General features: G+C 68.5%; 20 protein-coding genes and 3 pseudogenes. 13 read left to right on the forward strand and 10 right to left on the reverse strand.

Going from position 1 to position 16,964, the window contains the following annotated elements; all coding sequences use genetic code 11:
* Window positions 1-11 precede the first annotated feature (11 nt).
* Entirely contained in the window at window positions 12-1,661 is a 1,650-nt protein-coding gene (locus OG395_RS46930; RefSeq protein ID WP_327248376.1) for an ABC transporter substrate-binding protein, read from the forward strand.
* Between the two features lie 283 nt (window positions 1,662-1,944).
* Here OG395_RS46930 and OG395_RS58650 read toward each other — a convergent pair.
* Both OG395_RS58650 and OG395_RS46935 read right to left on the reverse strand, forming a co-directional pair.
* A pseudogene (locus tag OG395_RS58650) lies at window positions 1,945-2,068 on the reverse strand (FAD-dependent oxidoreductase); the annotation flags it as partial.
* A complete protein-coding gene (locus OG395_RS46935) occupies window positions 2,065-2,487 on the reverse strand; it encodes an arsenate reductase ArsC (RefSeq protein ID WP_327248377.1) in 423 nt (140 codons plus the stop codon). The gene OG395_RS46935 and the pseudogene OG395_RS58650, both read right to left, overlap by 4 nt.
* 94 nt (window positions 2,488-2,581) lie before the next feature.
* Here OG395_RS46935 and OG395_RS46940 point away from each other — a divergent pair, with 94 nt between their 5' ends.
* The 3 genes and pseudogenes from OG395_RS46940 to OG395_RS46950 all read left to right on the forward strand — a co-directional run.
* Complete coding sequence (locus tag OG395_RS46940) at window positions 2,582-2,890, forward strand: ArsR/SmtB family transcription factor (RefSeq protein WP_103492416.1); 309 nt, start codon at window positions 2,582-2,584, stop codon at window positions 2,888-2,890.
* Window positions 2,887-4,005, forward strand: a complete 1,119-nt coding sequence (gene arsB / locus OG395_RS46945; protein ID WP_327248378.1) for an ACR3 family arsenite efflux transporter — start codon at window positions 2,887-2,889, stop codon at window positions 4,003-4,005. Before OG395_RS46940 ends, arsB begins: the two co-directional genes overlap by 4 nt.
* Window positions 4,002-4,426: pseudogene (locus OG395_RS46950) on the forward strand (FAD-dependent oxidoreductase); the annotation flags it as partial. The gene arsB and the pseudogene OG395_RS46950, both read left to right, overlap by 4 nt.
* On the opposite strand, the gene OG395_RS46955 reads toward OG395_RS46950, so the two are convergent.
* On the reverse strand, window positions 4,419-4,550 hold the full coding sequence (locus tag OG395_RS46955; RefSeq protein WP_327249776.1) for a hypothetical protein: 132 nt from the start codon (window positions 4,548-4,550) through the stop codon (window positions 4,419-4,421). The pseudogene OG395_RS46950 and the gene OG395_RS46955 overlap by 8 nt on opposite strands.
* 45 nt (window positions 4,551-4,595) lie before the next feature.
* Here OG395_RS46955 and OG395_RS46960 point away from each other — a divergent pair, with 45 nt between their 5' ends.
* Together OG395_RS46960 and OG395_RS46965 are read left to right on the forward strand one after the other, a co-directional pair.
* Window positions 4,596-4,931 carry an ArsR/SmtB family transcription factor gene (locus OG395_RS46960; RefSeq protein ID WP_327248379.1) on the forward strand — a complete coding sequence of 112 codons (336 nt, stop codon included), beginning with the start codon at window positions 4,596-4,598 and terminating at the stop codon, window positions 4,929-4,931.
* A 2-nt stretch (window positions 4,932-4,933) separates the two neighbouring features.
* Entirely contained in the window at window positions 4,934-5,644 is a 711-nt protein-coding gene (locus OG395_RS46965; RefSeq protein ID WP_327248380.1) for a cation transporter, read from the forward strand.
* A 109-nt stretch (window positions 5,645-5,753) separates the two neighbouring features.
* Here the strand turns inward: OG395_RS46965 and OG395_RS46970 are convergent, their stop codons facing one another.
* Complete coding sequence (locus tag OG395_RS46970) at window positions 5,754-6,302, reverse strand: hypothetical protein (RefSeq protein WP_327248381.1); 549 nt, start codon at window positions 6,300-6,302, stop codon at window positions 5,754-5,756.
* A 79-nt stretch (window positions 6,303-6,381) separates the two neighbouring features.
* Window positions 6,382-6,804 (reverse strand): NAD(P)-binding domain-containing protein, encoded by a 423-nt coding sequence (locus OG395_RS46975; RefSeq protein WP_327248382.1) that lies wholly within the window; start codon window positions 6,802-6,804, stop codon window positions 6,382-6,384.
* A gap of 59 nt (window positions 6,805-6,863) precedes the next feature.
* Between OG395_RS46975 and OG395_RS46980 the strand changes: the two genes are divergently transcribed.
* On the forward strand, window positions 6,864-7,193 hold the full coding sequence (locus tag OG395_RS46980) for an ArsR/SmtB family transcription factor (protein WP_327248383.1): 330 nt from the start codon (window positions 6,864-6,866) through the stop codon (window positions 7,191-7,193).
* Here the strand turns inward: OG395_RS46980 and OG395_RS46985 are convergent.
* A complete protein-coding gene (locus tag OG395_RS46985) occupies window positions 7,190-7,585 on the reverse strand; it encodes an ArsR/SmtB family transcription factor (protein ID WP_327248384.1) in 396 nt (131 codons plus the stop codon). The genes OG395_RS46980 and OG395_RS46985 overlap by 4 nt on opposite strands.
* A gap of 103 nt (window positions 7,586-7,688) precedes the next feature.
* On the opposite strand from OG395_RS46985, the gene OG395_RS46990 reads away from it, so the two are divergent.
* From OG395_RS46990 to OG395_RS47005, 4 genes and pseudogenes are all read left to right on the forward strand, one after another.
* On the forward strand, window positions 7,689-9,089 hold the full coding sequence (locus tag OG395_RS46990) for an NAD(P)-binding domain-containing protein (protein ID WP_327248385.1): 1,401 nt from the start codon (window positions 7,689-7,691) through the stop codon (window positions 9,087-9,089).
* Between the two features lie 58 nt (window positions 9,090-9,147).
* Window positions 9,148-9,615: an ArsI/CadI family heavy metal resistance metalloenzyme gene (locus OG395_RS46995; protein ID WP_327248386.1), complete on the forward strand. Its 468-nt coding sequence runs from the start codon at window positions 9,148-9,150 to the stop codon at window positions 9,613-9,615.
* Window positions 9,612-9,740, forward strand: a pseudogene (locus OG395_RS47000) (MFS transporter); the annotation flags it as partial. The gene OG395_RS46995 and the pseudogene OG395_RS47000, both read left to right, overlap by 4 nt.
* Window positions 9,741-9,786: 46 nt before the next feature.
* Window positions 9,787-10,194: a DUF4158 domain-containing protein gene (locus OG395_RS47005; protein ID WP_327248387.1), complete on the forward strand. Its 408-nt coding sequence runs from the start codon at window positions 9,787-9,789 to the stop codon at window positions 10,192-10,194.
* Window positions 10,195-10,236: 42 nt separating this feature from the next.
* Here OG395_RS47005 and OG395_RS47010 read toward each other — a convergent pair whose 3' ends face one another.
* From OG395_RS47010 to OG395_RS47025, 4 genes are all read right to left on the reverse strand, one after another.
* Window positions 10,237-10,713, reverse strand: coding sequence for a hypothetical protein (locus OG395_RS47010; RefSeq protein ID WP_327248388.1), 477 nt, complete (start codon window positions 10,711-10,713; stop codon window positions 10,237-10,239).
* A gap of 308 nt (window positions 10,714-11,021) precedes the next feature.
* Window positions 11,022-12,650: a transposase gene (locus tag OG395_RS47015; RefSeq protein ID WP_327248389.1), complete on the reverse strand. Its 1,629-nt coding sequence runs from the start codon at window positions 12,648-12,650 to the stop codon at window positions 11,022-11,024.
* Window positions 12,651-13,002: 352 nt separating this feature from the next.
* On the reverse strand, window positions 13,003-13,674 hold the full coding sequence (locus tag OG395_RS47020; RefSeq protein WP_327248390.1) for a response regulator transcription factor: 672 nt from the start codon (window positions 13,672-13,674) through the stop codon (window positions 13,003-13,005).
* Entirely contained in the window at window positions 13,671-14,864 is a 1,194-nt protein-coding gene (locus OG395_RS47025; RefSeq protein ID WP_327248391.1) for a sensor histidine kinase, read from the reverse strand. The genes OG395_RS47020 and OG395_RS47025 overlap by 4 nt, the downstream gene beginning before the upstream one ends.
* 132 nt (window positions 14,865-14,996) lie before the next feature.
* Between OG395_RS47025 and OG395_RS47030 the strand changes: the two genes are divergently transcribed.
* Both OG395_RS47030 and OG395_RS47035 read left to right on the forward strand, forming a co-directional pair.
* Complete coding sequence (locus tag OG395_RS47030; RefSeq protein ID WP_327248392.1) at window positions 14,997-15,908, forward strand: ABC transporter ATP-binding protein; 912 nt, start codon at window positions 14,997-14,999, stop codon at window positions 15,906-15,908.
* Complete coding sequence (locus OG395_RS47035) at window positions 15,905-16,786, forward strand: ABC transporter permease (protein ID WP_327248393.1); 882 nt, start codon at window positions 15,905-15,907, stop codon at window positions 16,784-16,786. The genes OG395_RS47030 and OG395_RS47035 overlap by 4 nt, the downstream gene beginning before the upstream one ends.
* Window positions 16,787-16,964 lie beyond the last annotated feature (178 nt).

The raw sequence follows: 16,964 nt of genomic DNA on the forward strand, positions 1-16,964 counted from the left end.
GGAGTTGCGCCATGTACTCAGCCCACCCACGCAGACGGGCAACGGCACTCGCCGTCGCCGCCGCCACCCTCGCGTTGGCCGGTTGCTCCGGAGGCACATCCGGCACCGAAGCGGCGACCGGGTCCTCCGACGCGCTGACGACGTTCACGCCGACAGGCTCGGGCTCGGTCGACTCGATCACCTGGAACGTCTTCCAGGGCGAGCCGCAGACCATCGACCCCTTCCAGTCGGCCGACTACACGCCGAACATGATCAACTCGAACATGTGCGAGACGCTGCTCGCCCAGACGCCCGACTTCCGGATCAAGCCCAATCTGGCGACGTCGTACTCGAACCCCGACCCGACGACCTGGGTCTACAAGCTGCGGAGCGACGTCACCTTCTGGGACGGCTCGCCGATGACCGCCGACGACGTCGTGTGGAGCATGCAGCACAACATGACGGACAAGTCGAGCTTCTACGGCTACCTGTACTCGAACGTCGCCTCGATCGCGACGACGGGCGCCCGCGAAGTGACGGTCAAACTCAAGAAGCCCGACTACCTCTTCAACGACGAGTTGGCGAGCTTCGCCGGTGTCGTCGTCAAGAAGAAGTTCTACGAGCAACACGGCAAGAAAGTCGGCACGCCAGGTGTCGGTGTCATGTGCACCGGCCCCTACAAGTTCGGCAAGTGGACGCAGGGTCAGTCGATCAAGGTGAGCCGCTACGACGGCTACTGGAACAAGTCGCTGCCACGGAAGGTGAAGAACATCGACTTCACTTTCCTGACCGACGACTCCGCGATCACCTCCGGCCTGCTCTCGGGCCAGATCGACGGAACATACGGTCCGCCGATGGCCGGGCTGGCACAGCTGAAGGCATCGTCGGCGGGCAAGCTCTACTCGGGTGCCGCGCCACTGGCTGTCACGCTCGTGGTCGCGAACCAGAAGGGCGCGATGGGCAACGCCGACGTGCGCAAGGCGCTCCAGATGGCCATCGACTGGAAGGGCATCGGCGACCATGTGTACGCCGGTGAGGGGACCCCTGCTTCGCTGCAGACCGTGCCGGCCGTGTACGGCTTCGCGAAGGATGACCTGACCTCGTACGCCGACTCGGTCAAGACCGATGGCTCCGCGAAGATAGACGAGGCGAAGAAGCTGCTCGCCGGCGTTCCGACCGACGTGAAGTCGAAGCAGATCAGCCTCGTGGTTCCGCAGCAGGCGGAGACGCAACAGCTGGGCGTTGGGATCAAGGATGCCGCCGACAAGATCGGCCTGAACTTCAAGCTCAACGTCGTACCTGCGACCGGCTACTCGAACTACCTGTACGACCCGGCGACGCGTGGCAACACCGACCTGCTGTACACGCAGTTCTGGCCCAACATCCCGAACCCGCTCGACTGGCTGGGCCTCACCGCGGTGACCGGCGGCACATTCAACCAGTCCGGCTACAGCGGCATCGACGGGCTCTACGCCAAGGCGATCAGCACGCAGGACGACAGCGCCCGCTCCAAGCTGGTCCTGCAGATGGAGCAGAAGCTGCACGACGAGATGGATCCGATGTTCTCCGGTATCCAGCTGACGAACGACGTGTGGCTCGGCAGCAAGATCACCGGGGCGCCGGCGGCATTCGACTACGTCTACTACCCATGGGCGGCTCACCTCAGCGGAACTGGCAAGTAGTCCTCACTTGACTCCCCTCCCGCCTTGCCTCGCCGTTTCGGTCGCGGCGGGTCTGGCTGGTGGGCCGGAACGCGAAAGTGCCTTCTGAACTGGGACGATGAACCTTGTCGAGGGGTTCTGTCGTACCAAGCGGAAGGTGCTTTCTGCGTGCAGGCCATCGCTTCGCGTCCCAAGGTCCATGTCAGTGCTGATGGTTTGGGGGTGGGGGGCATGCCAGTTCTCGTGCCGCGTCAGGCAACGTTCGTCCTGTTGACCACCTCGCGGAGCCGTTCGTTTGACAGACCCCCTCGAAGATACTGCTGCCGAACAGCACGGGCTTGAGCTGGGCACGGGCCGGCCGTGTAGAGGGCGGCGTTGCAGCCGGCGGGGCCGGAGCCGATGATGACGACGTCGCGTATCCCGCTCACGCCGTGGCTTCCGGAGCGATCTCCTTGATCAGGCCCTCGACGAGGGTCTTGATCTCGTCGCGGATCGGGCGGACGGCTTCGACGCCTTGGCCTGCCGGGTCATCGAGCTTCCAGTCGAGGTAGCGCTTGCCGGGAAAGACGGGGCAGGTGTCGCCGCAGCCCATGGTGATGCACACGTCCGACTCGCGGACGGCATCGATCGTCAGGATCTTCGGGCTCTCGGCGGAGATGTCGATGCCTACCTCGGCCATGGCCTCGACCGCTGCCGGGTTGACGGCGTCGCCGGGGTTGGAACCGGCGGAGCGGACCTCAACGCGGTCCCCAGCCAGGCGGGTCAGCCATGCGGCGGCCATCTGAGATCGGCCGGCGTTGTGTATGCGGACGAACAGGACGGACGGCTTGCCGGAAGACTCGGCCATGTTGATCGTTCTCTCTCGTCGCACGGCGGGATCGGCCGCCAATTACTTCAGGCCCCGCTGATATCAGCAAGCGGTGATGTGAGAGTATCAGTGCATGCTGACTTCAGTCGATCCTGATCTGATCCGGGTGCTGGGCGATCCGCTCCGCCTCCAGATCGTGACCCTGCTGGCGCGCGAGACGCTCTGTACGACGCACCTCGTCGAGGAGACCGGCGCGAAGCAGACCAACCTGTCCAACCACATGAAGGTCCTGCGCGAGGCCGGTGTGGTGGAGACCGAGCCGTGCGGCCGCTTCACCTACTACAAGCTGCGCCCCGAGGTCCTCGCCGGCCTCTCGGAGCAGTTCGCCGCGCTTGCCGAATCCGCCCGTACAGCCGCCGAGAACAAGAGGGCCTGCCCGTGACGACCGAGCGCACCACCACGGTTCCCACCGCCGCCCAGGCCACGGGCACCGACGACTCGATCGTCGAGAAGCTCTCCACCCTCGACCGCTATCTCGCGGTGTGGATCCTGCTCGCCATGGCCGTCGGCCTGGGCCTGGGGCGGCTGATCCCCGGGATGAACGACGCGCTGGCCAAGATAGAGGTCGGCGGAATCTCCTTGCCGATCGCGCTCGGTCTGCTCGTGATGATGTACCCGGTCCTCGCCAAGGTCCGCTACGACAGGCTCGACACCGTGACCGGCGACAAGAAGCTGATGGTGTCCTCGCTGGTCATCAACTGGATCGTCGGGCCCGCGGTCATGTTCGCTCTGGCGTGGATCTTCCTTCCCGACCTGCCCGAGTACCGCACCGGCCTGATCATCGTCGGCCTCGCGCGCTGTATCGCCATGGTCATCATCTGGAACGACCTCGCGTGCGGCGACCGCGAAGCAGCTGCCGTCCTGGTCGCGCTCAACTCCGTGTTCCAGGTGATCGCGTTCGGCGTGCTGGGCTGGTTCTATCTCGACCTGCTGCCGCGCCGGCTGAACCTCGGCGACGGCCAGGGTCTGGACGTCTCCATGTGGCACATCGCTCTCAACGTCATCGTGTTCCTCGGCATCCCACTCCTGGCCGGCTTCCTCACCCGCCGCATCGGCGAGCAGAAGATGGGCCGCCAGTCCTACGAGGCGAAGTTCCTGCCGAAGATCGGCCCGTGGGCCCTGTACGGGCTGCTCTTCACGATCGTCATCCTGTTCGCCCTGCAGGGGAAGACGATCACCTCGCAGCCGCTGGACGTGGTCCGGATCGCGCTGCCACTGCTGGTGTACTTCGCGATCATGTTCTTCGGCACGTTCCTGCTCGGCAAGGGCCTCGGCCTCGCCTACGACCGCACAGCGACGCTGGCGTTCACCGCGGCAGGCAACAACTTCGAGCTGGCCATCGCGGTCGCCATCGCCACCTTCGGCGTCACCTCTGGCCAGGCACTCTCCGGTGTCGTCGGACCGCTCATTGAAGTGCCCGTCCTGATTGGCCTGGTCTACGTCGCGCTCGCCTGGCGCAAGAGGTTCGGCGCGGGCTCCCTGACGACGGCCCCGTGACGCACACCGTGGACGTGGTGGTAATCGGCGGCGGGCAGGCAGGACTCGCCGCCGGCTACCACCTGCGCCGCAACAAGCTCGACTTCGTCATCCTCGACGCCCAGAGCGCGCCCAGAGCAAGCCCGGCGGCGCCTGGCGGCACACCTGGGACTCCCTGCACCTGTTCTCCCCGGCCGCGTTCTCGTCCCTGCCCGGCCGCATCATGCCCGCCCAACTGGGCCAGGAGTACCCGGACGCCGCCCACGTGGTGCAGTAACTGACCGACTACGAGCAGCGCTACGCCCTGCCCGTTCACCGTCCAGTCCGCGTCCGCGCGGTGCGCCGGGACGGCACCCGGCTGCGGGTGGAGACGGACACCGGCGACTGGTCGGCACAGGCGGTCGTCTCGGCCACCGGCACCTGGGGGCGCCCCTTCATGCCCAGGCTGCTGCCCGCAGCAGACCCACCTGCCATACGGCGGTGGCGCCCGCCGTGGCCGCGCCGAGCACCGCTGTGGTGGCATAGCCGCCGACGGCAACCTTCTGACGGAGGCCGGGATGTCCCACGGTTCAGGTATTCCTGAATTCAAGCATCCGTGTATCGTCTTGTCCATGCTGACCCTCGCCACAGACCTCGACGCTCTGACCCGGTTCGGCCGGGCGCTGGCCGATCCCATCCGCTGTCGCCTGCTGCTCGCACTGCACGAGGCCCCGGCCCACCCCTCCGACCTCGCCGAGGCGCTGGGCATCTCCCGCACCCGGCTGTCGAACCATCTGGCGTGCCTGCGCGACTGCGGCCTGGTCGTGGCCGTACCTGAGGGCCGCCGCACCCGCTACGAACTCGCCGACGAGCGCCTTGGGCACGCGCTGGAGGATCTGCGCACCGCCGTGCTGGCAGTAGAGGCTGACAAGACCTGCGTGGATGCCGCAGAGAAGCACTGCTGCTGACCATGGCCGCGAAGCTATCTGTGGGCCCCGCCCCTGCCCGCCGTGACGTCCTGGCTCGCCGCATACGCCTGCTGGTCGCCGCGACCATCACGTACAACGTCATCGAGGCCATTGTCGCGATCACCGCCGGGACGACGGCCTCCTCCACCGCGCTGGTCGGCTTCGGCCTGGACTCGGTCATCGAGGTGTCCTCCGCCGCAGCGGTCGCCTGGCAGTTCTCGGCCCGCGAGCACGCCGTGCGCGAGGCCAGGGAGAAGACCACCCTGCGGATCATTGCGGTGTCGTTCTTCGCGCTTGCCGCGTATGTCACCGTCGATGCCGCCCGGGCTCTGGCGGGCACCGGAGAGGCGGAGCGGTCGGTCCCCGGCATCGTCATCGCCGCGCTGTCCCTGGCGATCATGCCGTTCCTGTCCGCGGCCCAGCGCAAGGCCGGGCGCGAACTCGGTTCGGCCAGCGCGGTCGCCGACTCCAAGCAGACCCTGCTGTGCACCTACCTCTCGGGCGTCCTCCTGATCGGCCTGGTCCTCAATGCCACGCTCGGCTGGTCCTGGGCCGACCCGATCGCCGCCCTGATCATCGCAGCCGTCGCGGTCAAGGAAGGCCGCGACGCCTGGCAGGGAAAGGGCTGTTGCACGCCGCCGGCCGCCACGGTGTCGTCCCCAGGCGCCGAGGCGGACGCCTGCGGCTGCCTACCCGGTTGCGACTGCTGCTGACCGGTGAGCGGACACGGGCTCGACGGGGGCATGGACGGCGGTTGTAGCGGCCCTGCGAGGCCGCCCGCCCGGGTTCCCCGTCGGCGGCGTCCCGAATCCTGATCCCGGCTCACCCGGCCACTGCGGTACGCAATTGCTTCATGACGTGTCCGGCATCCCGGCCGACGCCTCGCAGAGTTTTGGAGGAGAAGCTGCGCTGGAACTCCATACCGACGAAGCCGAGACCCGGCGCCACAGTGGAGAGGCCGCCCTGATACAGCGGCGTGCCGTTGGGGTCCAGGGCGCCTGATCCGGTCAGGTAGGGGAATGTGAGGCGGTATCCAGTGGCAAGCACGACCGCGTCAACCGCTTCCTTCGTTCCGTCGGCCCACACAACGCCGTCGGTCGTGAGCCGACTGAAGGTGTCGCGCCGGTCGACGCCGTGCTGGTCCAAGGCGGTGCGGTAGTGGCCGTCATCGAGCACGGAGACGGGGACCTTCGCCAGCAGCCGCCGGAACGGTGCGACGCCGAGGCGGGTGTGCTTGAGCCACCAGTGCAGGTCCCGGCCCAGCGGGCGCTGGGGTGTCCAGCCGATCGGGCGCCGCGTGGCCAGGATGGTGTCGGCGACCGGGCCGAGTTCAGCAGCGATCTGAATCGCGGAATTGCCCCCGCCGACCACTACGACTCTCTGCCGGCGAACGCGTCGGGGCTGCGGTAGTGAGCGGCGTGCAGCACCCGGCCACCGAAGTCCACTCGCCCTATAACGTCCGGAACAAGGGGTGCGCCGTAGTCACCGATCGCGGCCATGACGGCCCGCGCGGTGACTCCCGCCCGTCATCGGCCCGCACAGACCAGGTGCCGTCCTGGCGTGTCACGGCGGTGACGGTTGTCGAGGTGCGGATGTCGGCGGACAGACGGCGGGCGTAATCGCGCAGATAGCCCACCACTTCGTCCCGCCGCGGGTAGCGGTCCAGGTCGCCGGGGAAGCGCATCCCGGGCAGGGACGAATACCGGGCCGGGGAGAACAGGGTGAGGCTGTCGTAGTACCTGGGCCATGACCCGCCCGGCTCCTCGGCGCCCTCCAGCACCAGAATGCGGGTGAAGCCGTGGCGCGGGGCGAGGGCTGCGGTGGCCAGGCCGGACTGCCCGGCGCCGAGGAGGATGAGATCGGCATGCTCCATCAGAACGTGAACCCGTCACAATGGGTCGTTGTTTCGGGAAGTGACGAAATGTTGGGGAAGTGGTGACAGAGAACGGCAGCGCACAGCCCGCGGTGGATCCGGCGACGGCCGACTTCCTCAAGGCTCTGGCCAGCGAGACACGCCAGAAGGTGATGCAGCAGTTCACCGGAGGTATCGAGCTGACGGTCGGCGAGATCGCGGAGCGGTGCGCGCTGAAGCCGTCGACCGCCTCGGAAGAGCTGAGTCTGCTGCGTCGCGGTGGCCTGGTGATCTCCCGCAAAGAAGGCAAGCAGGTCTTCTACCGGGCCGACGGCGCCACTATGGCGAAGCGCATGTCCGCACTCCAGGCGTACCTGGCGCTCTGTTGCCCGTCCGACTGCACCGGCTAACCGGCCGCGCCGGATCGTGGGGCAGCGGTCGAGCGCAGGTCGAGCATGGCGGACATGGCCGCCACGACGGACGGGGCGACCTGGTAGTAGACCCAGGTCCCGCGTCGCTCGGAGGTCAGGAGGCCGGCCTCGCGCAGTTTCTTCAGGTGGTGGGAGACGGTCGGCTGGGAGACGCCGACGTCGGAGATGTCGCACACGCACGCCTCGCCGCCCGCGTGCGAGGCGACCTTGGAGAACAGGCGAAGCCGCACCGGGTCCGACAGCGCTTTGAACATCAGGGCCATCTTCTCCGCGTCGTCCTGTGACAGCTCTCCGGCGGTGATCGGCGGGCAGCACGGCACCACCGCGTCTGCGTCCAGGACTGGCAGTTCCGCAACTTCTGATTTCGACATGTGTCTATGTTGACACTCATCGATATCCGGTGCAAGCTCCAGACATCGACAGCAATCGAAACAGCGGCCTCACGGGCCGCCTATCTCGGAGGACATCACCGCCATGACCACCACTGCAGACCTTCCGGTTGTCGTCATCGGCGCCGGCCCCGCCGGGCTGGCCGCCGCCGCCCACCTGGTCGAGCGCGGCATCGAACCGCTGGTCCTGGAAGCCGGTCCGGTCGCCGCTTCCGCGGTACGTGACTGGTCGCATGTGCGGCTGTTCTCCACCTGGGGCGAGGTCACCGACCCGGCCGCCGAGAAGCTCCTGGCGCCGACCGGCTGGACCAAGCCCGACGCGGCCACCTACCCGTCCGGCGGGGACTGGGCCGAGCAGTACCTCCAGCCGCTCGCCGATGTCCTGGGTGACCGCGTCCGCTACACCGCCACTGTCACCGGGGTGTCGCGCACCGGCCGCGACCGTATCGTTGACGCCGGCCGCGAAGCCCAGCCCTTCGTCGTCCACTTCACCACTGCCGACGGCGGTGAGGAGCGTGTCTTCGCCCGCGCGGTCATCGATGCCTCCGGCACCTGGACCACCCCGAGCCCGGCCGGGGCCAGCGGCCTGCCCGCCCTCGGTGAGAAGACGGTGGCCGACCGCGTTACCTACCGCGTCCCCGACCTCAAGGACCCGGCCGTCCGCGCCCGCTACGCCTGTAAGCGGACCGCCGTGATCGGCTCCGGCGCCTCCGCGTTCACCGCCTTGGCCACGCTCGCCGACGTCGCGAAGGACGAGCCCGGCACGCACGCGGCGTGGATCCTGCGCCGCGGCATCAGCGGCTCCACCTTCGGCGGCGGCACCGCCGACCAGCTCCCCGCCCGCGGCGCCCTCGGCCTGGCCGCGAAGGCCGCCGTCGACCACGGCCACGCCGACGCGGTCACCGGCTTCCGTACCGAGGCCATCGAGCGTGACGAGGACGGCCGTCTGATCCTGGTCGGCGAGGACGGACGCCGTCTGGACCCGGTGGACGAGGTCATCGTGCTGACCGGCTTCCGCCCCGACCTGTCCTTCCTCTCCGAGATCCGGCTCGGTCTCGACGAGCGCCTCCAGGCCCCCACCGAACTCGCCCCGCTCATCGACCCCAACCAGCACTCCTGCGGCACCGTCTACCCCCACGGACACCGTGAGCTCTCCCACCCCGACTCCGGCATCTACCTGGTCGGCATGAAGTCCTACGGCCGCGCCCCGACCTTCCTCGCCATGACCGGGTACGAGCAGGTTCGCTCCGTCACCGCCGCCATCGCCGGTGACACCGAATCCGCCGACCGCGTCGAACTCACCCTTCCCGAGACCGGAGTCTGCGGCGGCGCCGGACTCTTCGACGACCCGGCAGCCGACCAGGCCGACGGCACAGGCTGCTGCGCCGCTCCGGCGCTCGCTCTCGTACAGATCGGCACTGGCACCTCTTTGCCGGTTGCAGCCGCTGCCGACGAACCTTCGTCCGGCGGCTGCTGCGGAGCCTGAACCCCGGCGCCCCGGCCAACCGCCGGGGCGCTACCACCCCGCGTCAGGAGGCATCGCCATGTACCGAGTACAGCTCGCCCTGCGCGTCCCCGACCTCCCCGCCTCGATCGCCTTCTACAGCAAGCTCTTCGGTACCGAGCCGGCCAAACTCCGCGACGGCTACGCCAACTTCGCCATCGCCGAACCCCCGCTCAAACTCGTCCTCATCCAAGGCACGCCGGACGAGAACACACGCATGGACCACCTCGGCATCGAAGTCGACACCACCGAAGCCGTCCACACGGCCACCACTCGACTCGCAGGCCAGGGGCTGGCGACCGACGTCGAGAACGACACCACCTGCTGCTACGTCCTCCAGGACAAGGTCTGGGTCCACGGCCCCGGCCAGGAGCCGTGGGAGGTGTATGTCGTCAAGGCCGACGCCGACTCGATGGCCAAGCAGAAAGGCAGCACCTGCTGCGTGGACCCGGCCGTCGCCGAAGCAGGCCCTGGTACGCCGGTCGAGGCAGGTGGCTGCTGCCCGTGACCGAGCTCGACGTCGCCAGCCGGGCCTCGACCGGAACAGGGGACCGGTCGCGGCCCCGCGCCGTACTTCCAGCCCTGTGCATCACACAGATCACCAGCTGGGGCATCGTCAAGACCCTGTTCCCGTATGGCTACGGCGAACGGTGATCTCGGTCGGCGCGGAGGAGCACGGGTGCGGCAGGACTGGGAGCCGGAGGACCTGATCGAGGTCTGGACGCTGCTCGAAGACGACATGAAGCGGGTGCGGAACAAGTCCGGGGCGAATCGGCTCGGCTTCACGCTGTTGCTGAAGTTCTTCGAGGTGGAGGCCCGGTTCCCGGAGACGGCCAGGGAGATCCCGGCCGCTGCGGTGGCGTACGGGGCGCAGCAGATGAAGGTGCCGGCCGAGGCGTGGGCGGAGTACGGCTGGCAGGGCAAGGCCATGCAGCTGGCTTGCCCGCGAGCAGCAGCTCGCCCGGGATGCCGTCGAACGCGGCTGGCCCCGCGAGGTCGAACGGCACAACGCCATCGCCGACCGGATCCCAGTCTCCTCGCCGACCTCGGCGAGAGCACCGAGTCCGGCCCCGACGATCACTGCTGAGCGATTCTGCGCGCATGGCTCGAGCAATGCTCAATCTCACGCTCACACATCAATGGCCTTGCGAGCATGACTCACGAACTGGTCTCGCTTGTTCGACGCATGGTTGAGGAAACGCCGGATGCGATGCGACTCGTTCGCCCCAAGCGCACCACTGCCCTCTCGACCAAGGGTTCTTGCCTGAATCGCTGCTGCGCAGGCCGACAGCGACTTGGTCAACTCGCCCGCCATGCGAGCCAGTTCCTCCGGGCCTTCAAGCTCGACGGCAGTCTGGGCATCGGCTAAATCCTCTCGAACCAACCTGCGGGTTTCGTCAAGAGCACCGCGCAGCCCGTCAAGATCATGGGCTGGCCTGGCCAACTCAGCTTCGATACCCCTCAGTGCCCCATGAACCTCATCAGCTCTGACCGTGAAGGTGGCATAAGCATCTCGGCGCAGCTGGCGACGCCAGTGACGATGCTCAGCTCGAGCCTGCCGCTGCCCCGCTACCCCGGCAATGATCGCTGCCAGGGTTGTTCCCACTACTCCCACCCCGGCACCCAGAACCGCTGAAGTCCCAGCATCCACAAGAAGAGAGTGCCAGCAAGGCTCTACGGGCGCTCGTGAACCTCAAGACCGGTCCAGCGGCAGCCACACAAAACGTCCAGATAAGGGTTCCTACGGGCGATTCGAGCTGGACACGAACAGCCGTCTCGACCTGAATCTGGCCGCCGCCTCGGCGATGGTGCCTGCCCCTCGCACCGTGCGGGGCGAGCCGACGCGGACCTTGGCATGACACCCGGGGGCTCGGGCGGGAGCCGTCACTCCATGGGCTTCACTGCCTACCGTTCCTAACCAGTGCGCATGAGTGAGTCCTGGACCCACTGTTGCGTGCTGGGCGCATCCCGAACGGTGTTGGATGCGCTGGGTTCCCGCGTTCGCGTCCCGCTCGGCGACGGTCCTCCAGGGGGCCGGTCCGTGGTGGGTGGGCGGGTTCCCTCACGCCCCGGGGTGCCTGGTCCGGCCTGGGCGGTCCGATGCCCCGCACGATCACTCCGGTCGTGTGGGGGCGGTGCCGTCCGACGCCGGATCGGGTGCCCGAGGGCGCGTCGTCCGATCGCGATACCGGCGGCATCGTGACGTGACATGGTGCGGTGGGGGGTGGCCAGCGGTTTCTGCCAGTGCTGGCCACCCCACTGGGAGGTGTAGGCGGGGTCGACCGCGACAATGCTCAGGCCGTGTTCGGCGGCCATCGACACGAGCCGGGCCTTGAGTTTCCCGGTCGGGATGCCGGAGACGAGCTGCCGGAACCTTTTGCGGCGACCGTGCTTCTCCCGGGTCTTCTCGGCGGTGAAGTCGAGGTCTTCGATGCCGATCGCGGCGACCCCGGCCCGCACCGCCCAGTTGATCAGGCGGGTCAGGGCGTGACGGATCTGTGCGTCACGGTGACCGGCCGAACCGGACAGGTCGTAGCCGAAGCGGCGCGGCCCGCCGACCGGGTTGCCGTGCCGGTCGAGCCGGTAGGCGGCGAAGTGGTCGGCGTTGGTGTCGACACCGATCATGCCCCGGGCGCGGGCGGTTTCCAACGGGACGGTCTTCACGGCGGGGCGTTGCCAGGACGCGGTGAGGTACCAGCGGCCGCGGCCCGTGTCGAGGTGGACGCGGTAGGCGACGGCCCGGTTCGCGGTGATGCGGTCGGCCCACTCCGCGCCCCGGTGCGCGAACGCCACGGTGGCGGTGAGGGTGTACCGGCCGTGCCGGGTGTTGGCCAGGTGCGCGAGCGGGGCAGGCAGCTTGATGCTGACCTCGCCGTCCGGGGTGACGCGGATCGTCTCGTTCCCGAACCGCTTCCCCGACTCACCGTCAGCGGCGATGAACCAGCGCTCCGCCTCCCAGCGTTGCCGCCACTGCTCCTCGGTGAGCCGGGCCCGGGTGAGGTGGTGGCGGGTGTTGAGGAGACGTTTCCCGCCCCGTACCACCCGGACCCGTCCGGCCTGCCAGTCGGCCACAGCAGCAGCATGCCTGGCTTCCAGTGCCGCGAGGCGGCGGGACTTGCGGAACCACTCGCCCTTCGACCGATAGCCACCCGCCGCACGCTTGGTGCCCTTCTCCCCGACCGGGAGGGACAGCCGGTGCCGCAACGTCCTGATCCCGGCCGCCAGGCTCTGGATGTGCGCCGCCTGGCAACGGCGCGCGAGTGCCCACTGATCGTGCGTGGCCTTGGTGATCGCACCCGCGATCCGCGACGACGACCGTGCCGTCAGCTCCCGCTTACGCGCCGCCCACGTGTCCGCACCGTGCCCCAGACCATCCGCACAACGGGCCTTGAGATCACCGGAAGCCAGCGCACCCTGGTGCGCACCGACCGCACGCAGCACCCTCTCGTCCTGGGGCGTGAGGTCCTTGAGGCGGTCCCGGACCGCCACCCCGCAAGGCCCAGGCACCACAAAGGACCCGGCCAACTCCCGCAAACCACCCACCACATCACCCCCACCCAGGCCGCACCCCTGCCACCCCACCCAACGAGCCACAACCGCCAAGGTCACCCATTCGACCCCAGAACCCCCGTTCCCACCCCCACAAACCCACCCACAGGACTCACTCCCGCTCGCTACAACACACTTCAACGCAGCAAACCGACAGCAGCTCGCAACCCCCGTACTCACACCTACCTCGGCCGGTCGACGGGCTGAAACGCCATGCTTCTGCCGACCAGAACGAGCACAGTCCAGTCGCAGGACGCTCTCACCCGGCAGCGGGGCGCACGGGGCGCAGCTCACAGCATGGCTTTATCGAGCAGTAGTGAACGAAGCCAACAGCACGTGCACTCGCTCAGCGCGATGGCGATACCAAGCCCAGTTCATAGGCGATGATGACCAACTGGACCCGGTCACGGGCCGCCAGCTTGGAGAACAGCCGCCCCACGTGGGCCTTGGCCGTGGCCGGGCTGATGAAGAGCCGGCCGGCGATCTCGTCGTTGGACAGGCCGCGTCCGACGAGGGTGAGTACCTCGCGTTCCCGGTCGGTGACGCCTTCGATCGCCCCGTGCCGGGGCGGGGCCGTGGGTTCGGGGCGTGCGGCGAACTCCTCGATGAGGCGGCGGGTCACGCGCGGCGCGATCAGGGCTTCGCCGACGGCGACCACACGGATCGCGGTGAGGATGTCGTCCAAGTCCATGTCCTTGACGAGGAATCCGCTCGCGCCCGCACGCAGCGCGCCGTAGACGTACTCGTCGTCGTCGAAGGTGGTGAGGACGAGGACCCGTGCCGTGTTCGGGCCGGCGGTGATCAGCCGGGTCGCCTCGATGCCGTCCATGCCGGGCATGCGGATGTCCATCACGACCACATCGGGCCGGACGTCCTGGACCAACTGGACCGCTTCGGCGCCCGTGCCGGCTTCTCCCAGGATCTCGAGATCCGGACTGTCCGCGATGAGCACGCGCAGCCCGGCGCGCACCAGCGGCTGGTCATCGACGAGCACGACACGGACGCGGTCAGGAGTCATCGCATCCCCGCCGGCACCGGCAGCCGCGCCGCCACGCGGAAGCCGCCTTCGGGACGGGGTCCGGCGGTGAACTGGCCGTGCAGCAGGAAGGCCCGCTCGCGCATGCCGATGATGCCGTAGCCGATGCCTGCAGGTGTAGGCCCCTGACCGTCGTCGGTGATCTCGATGGACAGTTCGTCCCCCTGATAGTCGATGACCACCCGGCACTCGTGCGTGTCCGCGTGGCGAACCACGTTGGTCAGGCCCTCCTGGATGATGCGGAAGGCGGACAGTTCGATGTCCATGGGGAGCGGGCGGCGTTCTCCTCGCCACTTCACGTCGACCCTCACGCCGCCATTCCGTGTGGTCGCGACCAGCCGGTCGACGTCCGTCATGCCCGGCGCGGGGGCCAACGGCGCCTCTTCTGGCTCGGCCTTGCGGAGGGATCCCAGCATGCGCCGCAGCCCGGCCAGGGTGTCCCTGCTGGTGGTCTCGATGGCGGCCAGCGCGTTGCGGGCCTCGACCGGCTGGGTGTCGATGACCCGGCGGCCCGTGCCGGCCTGGATGGCGATGATGCCGATGCTGTGCGCGACCATGTCGTGCAACTCGCGGGCGATCCGCAGCCGCTCGGCGGTGACTGCTTGCTCCGCGGCCTGGACCCGCACCGTTTCGGCGTGCTCGCGGCGCTCTTGGACGAGATAGCCGGTCAGCCAGGCAAGGGCGAGCATCAGAACGAGGAACACGATGGTTGAGACGAAGACGTCCCGCCCGGTCCGGTAGTAGCCGGCGGCGGCGATCTGCTCGGCGAGCGTCAGCGCTGCAACGGCGAGCGCGGTCCGGCGCGTCCGGGTGGCAGCGATCCAGGCGACGGCGAGATTGGTCAGCAGAGCCTGCAGACAGCCGATCTGCCATGCCTGCCCTGGCGACATGAAGGGGAACGCCGAAGCCAATTTCGACGCCGCTGTCAAAGTCGCGGCGAACGAACCGGCGAGCATCAGCATCAGGGCCGGCAACGGTCGACGCCGCAGCAGAGGAATGGTCAGAACCGAGAGTACGGCTGGCAGGAGGAGCCGCACACCGGTGGGTTCGCGTTCGTTGAGCACCGCGACGTACAGCAGGATCGGGTAGGCGAGGGCCCCGCACCAGGCCAGGGCCTGCGCCGCGGCCGGCCGCAAGCGCCAGGAGAGGGCGGCGCGGGGTGAGAGGCTCATGCGGCGATCATAGGTAGGGGCCGGAGCCGGGGCATCGGCCTCGAGGCGTACGCCCTGAGGCTACAAGCGGATCCTGAGAGTGTGGCCCGCGGGCCGATGCCGTGCGGGCCGGCCCACGGCACCGTGGGCCGGGTGATCGAAGCCAACGAACTGACGAAGCGATACGGCGCCACCACCGCCGTCGACCGCCTGACCTTCACCGTCCGCCCCGGCCACGTCACCGGGTTCCTCGGCCCCAACGGCGCCGGCAAGTCCACCACGCTGCGGATGATCCTCGGCCTGAACGACCCCAGCAGCGGCACCGTCACCGTCGACGGGCAGCCGTTCCGGGGACGCCCACGAGGACTGCGGCACGTCGGGGCCCTGCTTGACGCCCATGACGTGCACGGCGGACGCAGCGCACGGTCGCATCTGTCGGCACTGGCGCACAGCAACGGGCTGCCGCGGCGCCGGGTGGACGAAGTCCTGGAGGAGGTGGGACTGGCCACCGCTGCCCGGCGCCGCATCGGGGGGTTCTCGCTGGGGATGAAGCAACGGCTCGGCATCGCCGCCGCGCTGCTCGGTGACCCGCCCGTCCTCCTGTTCGACGAGCCGCTCAACGGGCTGGACCCGGAGGGCGTGCTGTGGGTGCGCGGCCTGTTCCATCGGCTGGCCGCCGAGGGCCGTACGGTGCTGGTCTCCAGCCATCTGATGCGCGAGATGGAGCACACCGCTCAGCAGTTGATCGTCATCGGCCGGGGCGAGCTGATCGCCGCGGAGAGCCTGGCGGAGTTCGCAGCCCGCGGCACCCGGCTCACCGTGACCGTCCGAACGCCCGAGGTCGCCCGGCTGACGTCCGTCCTCACCAAGGAGGGGGCGGCCGTCCGCGGCGAGGCCGACGGCTCGTGCACGGTGACCGGCATGGGCGCGGATCGCATCGGCGAGCTCGCTTTCCACAGCCGCGTCCTGCTGCACGAACTCGCCCCCCGCTCGGCCTCTCTGGAAGAGGCGTTCATGGGACTTACCGCCGACAGTGTCGAATACAGCGCAGGAGATGCACGATGACCGCACAGACAGTCGCCGAGCCCAAAGCGTACGCGACCGCCCTCGACTCGCCCACCCGGTTCCACCACCTCCTCTCCGCCGAGTGGATCAAACTGTGGTCGCTGCGTTCCACCTACTGGGTCCTCGGAGTCGGCCCCCTGGCCGTCATCGGGATCAACGTGAACTCCGCTCTGTCGAATGGCGACCGGCTGGCGCATCAGCCCGAACTGCCGCCTGCCCCACCGCCAGGGCGTCCCGAGCTGCCGCAGATGCTGTTCGATCCTCTGGCGTCCGCCTTCGTCGACCCAGCCTGGCAGCTCCTCATGGTCATCGCCGGCAGTGTCGGCGCCATCGCTGTCTTCGGCGAGTACACCAGCGGACTGATCCGTACCACCTTCGCGGCCGTTCCCGCACGCCGTGCGGTGATGAGAGCGAAGGTGGCCGTCATGGCGGCTGTCATGCTCGTCCTCGGCACGGTCACCGCCGGCGCCTCGTTCGGCGTCACCCAGGCGATTCTGCAAGATCACCACGGCATGTCCATGGGCGACCCCGGCGCACTGCGGGCCGTCGGCGCATCCGCGCTGCTCGCGCCACTGTGCGCCCTCGTCGGCATGGCCCTCGGGGCGCTCATCCGCCAAGCCGCGGGCACCGTCGTCGCTGTCGTCGGCGTGCTCCTGCTGCTGCCCACGCTGTTCATGGGCGAGACCTATCGGTGGGTCAAAGAGATCGGCAACGCGATGCCGCTCACCGCATGGCGAGCTCTGGTCCAGAACCCTGGACGGGACTACAGCGTGGACAAGTACCCGGTATCGGTCACCGAGGGGTGGATCGTGTTCGGGGCATGGTCGCTCGTCGCGGCGGCCGTCGCCGTGGCCGTCGTGCACCACCGCGATGTGTGAGCGGACCAGGCGGGTTTCTCGTTCCTCACAAATGACCAGTTGCGCGAGTTCTGCGAGAGCCTCGGAGTCGATCACGTTTCCGCAGGTCGCCGTTCACAGAAAACCTCTCAGAACTCCAGCGTTCTGCGGGACAGTTGTGACCCACTACGGAGGTGAACCTGACGCCTGATCAAGCCGC

This window comes from Streptomyces sp. NBC_01320, from assembly GCF_035974375.1.
GTDB lineage: Bacteria > Actinomycetota > Actinomycetes > Streptomycetales > Streptomycetaceae > Streptomyces > Streptomyces yanii.